Source organism: Actinoplanes sp. NPDC048791, assembly GCF_040650095.1.
Taxonomy (GTDB): domain Bacteria; phylum Actinomycetota; class Actinomycetes; order Mycobacteriales; family Micromonosporaceae; genus Actinoplanes.
Map to the genome: position 1 here is coordinate 1 of NZ_JBEZGQ010001144.1, position 2,464 is coordinate 2,464.

Sequence of the window (2,464 nt, forward strand, 5' to 3'; positions counted from 1 at the left end):
GTCCGCGCATCGCCCCGGGGACCGCGCGGCGACTTCGATGCTGCCGAGGCAGACCCGGTGTCCCGGCCCTGCCGGACCGGTGCGACACGGGCTGCCGGTCCGGCAGGGGGCTCCGGGCGGAACCAGCTGCTAGATGGGTTTAGCGTGACGTTGCTCCTCCGTCCGCCGCCCGTCAAGGGACCGATTTCGCCAAAGGCGCGCATCGGCGGCCGTCAGTTGGCCGGCGCGTGGAAGACTTCGGTCATGCCGCCGCAACGGGCGACCCTGCTGCAGGTCGCACAACGGGCCGGCGTGTCCCGCAGCACGGCGTCGTTCGTCCTCGCCGGACGCCACGTGGACATGCGCATCTCCGAGGACGCCCGGCAACGCGTGCTGCGGGCGGCCCAGGAGCTGGACTACCGGCCCAACCTGATGGCCCGCAGCCTGCGCACCAAGGTCACCAAGACCATCGCGCTGGTCTCCGACACGCTCGCCTCCGACCCGTACGCCGGCCGGGCCATCCACGGCGCCCTCGCCGCCGCCGTCGCCCACGGGCACCTGCTGTTCATCGGCGAGACCGAGGGCGAGTCCATGATCGAGGAGAAGCTGATCTCCGACTTCCTGGACCGGCAGGTCGACGCCTTCGTGTACGCGAGCATGTTCACCCGCTACGTGCGCGTGCCCAAGCTGCTCAAGGGCCGGCCGGTGGTGCTGCTCAACTGCCTGACCCGGGCCGCGAAACCGGCGCACCACTCGATCATCCCGGACGAGGTCGGGGCCGGTTGGAGTGCGGCCAAGGTGGTCATCGAGGCGGGTCACCGCGAGGGCATCCACCTGGTCGGCAACCTGGCCCATCACGTCTTCGCCGCCCGCGAGCGCCTGGCCGGGATCCGCGAGGGCTTCGGCGCGGCCGGCATCAAGCTGGCCGGGAACATCGACTGCGAATGGTGGCCGGACTCGGCGTACGAGGCGGTCAGCGCGGCGCTGGCCCAGGGACCGCGGCCGAAGGTGCTGATCTGCCTCAACGACCGGGTGGCGCTGGGTGCGTACCAGGCGCTGCGGGAGGCCGGCCTGAGCATCCCCGGCGACGTCTCGGTGCTCTCCTTCGACGACTCGGACCTGGCCGCCTGGCTGCGCCCGCAGCTGACCAGCATCTCGCTGCCGCACTACCAGCTGGGCTGGCAGGCGGTGGAGACACTGCTGGACGCGGCGGGCCGGGACGAGCCCGAAGTGCGCCGGGTGCCGATGCCGGTCCGGTTCCGGGCGTCGATGGGTCAGCCCTGAGGGGATTCCGTCGTACCCGCGTGGTCTCATTGGTGCCGTGACCTCGACCCCCGCGGCGGTGCGCCGGCCGGCGTACCGGCTCGTCCGCCGGGCCGCCACCCCGGCGGACACGCTGCGCGACGACCCGCTGCAGCGGTATGTCGTCGGCCACACCGACGGCCCGCTGCTGGTGGTCGGCGGCCCCGGCACGGGCAAGACAACGGTGCTGGTCGAGGCGGTCGCGGCCCGCATCGCTGAGGGCGTGGACCCGGAACGCATCCTGGTGCTGACCTTCGGCCGCCGCGGCGCGGGCGCGCTCCGGGACCGGATCGAGGCCCGCATCGCGGGCCCGACCTATCACGAGCCACTGGTACGCACATTCCACGCGTACGCCTTCGGTCTGCTCCGCCGCGCCGCAGCTGACCGTGGAGAGCCGTCACCCCGCCTGCTCACCGGCCCCGAGCAGGACCTGATCATCCGCGAGCTGCTCGCCGTGGTCGGCGAGGCGGACGCCGAGGACACGGTCCGCTGGCCCGACGCGCTACGCCCGGCGCTGCCCACCCGCGCCTTCGCCCAGCAGCTCCGCGACCTGATGCAACGCGCGGCCGAGCGCGGCGTCGGCCCGATCGAGCTCGCCCGCCTGGGTGAACGCCTCGGCCGCGACGACTGGCCGGCAGCAGCCCGGTTCATCCGCGAGTACGTCGCGGTGCTGGCCCTGCGCGACGCGACCACCCGCGGCTCGACGGCCTACGACCCGGCCGAGCTGGTCCGGGCGGCATCCGGCCTGCTGGCCGACGACCCGCAGCTGCTGGTCGCGGAACGCCGCCGCCTGGCGTACGTGTACGTGGACGAGCTGGCCGATACCGACCCGGCCCAGATAGAGCTGCTGTCCCTGGTCGCGGGCGGCGGCACCCCACTGGTGGCATTCGGCGACCCGGACTCGTCGGTGTACGGCTTCCGCGGCGCCGACCCGGAGGCGGTGAGCTCCTTCCCGCAGCGCTTCCGCACAGCCTCGGGGGCGTTGGCCGAGGTCATCACGCTGCACACGAGTTACCGGGCCGAGCCGCCGGTGCTGGCGGCGACGGCCCGGGTCTCCCGGCGCATGCGGGGTGCGTCGCGTCATCGCTTGCCCGAAGGTCATGCCGACCCGGGTGTCGGGCATCATCCCGTGATAGAGGTGCAGGTCGGAGCCGCAGATCGCGGCCCGGGTGACCCGCACGAT

2 protein-coding genes are annotated in these 2,464 nt (G+C 73.2%); both read left to right on the plus strand.

Annotated features, from left to right (window positions below; genetic code table 11):
* The first annotated feature begins 243 nt into the window (after positions 1-243).
* Positions 244-1,263 (plus strand): LacI family DNA-binding transcriptional regulator, encoded by a 1,020-nt coding sequence (locus tag AB0C29_RS43435; RefSeq protein WP_360833508.1) that lies wholly within the window; start codon positions 244-246, stop codon positions 1,261-1,263.
* Between the two features lie 58 nt (positions 1,264-1,321).
* A partial coding sequence (locus tag AB0C29_RS43440) for a UvrD-helicase domain-containing protein (RefSeq protein ID WP_360833510.1) occupies positions 1,322-2,464 on the plus strand: 1,143 nt, incomplete at its 3' end.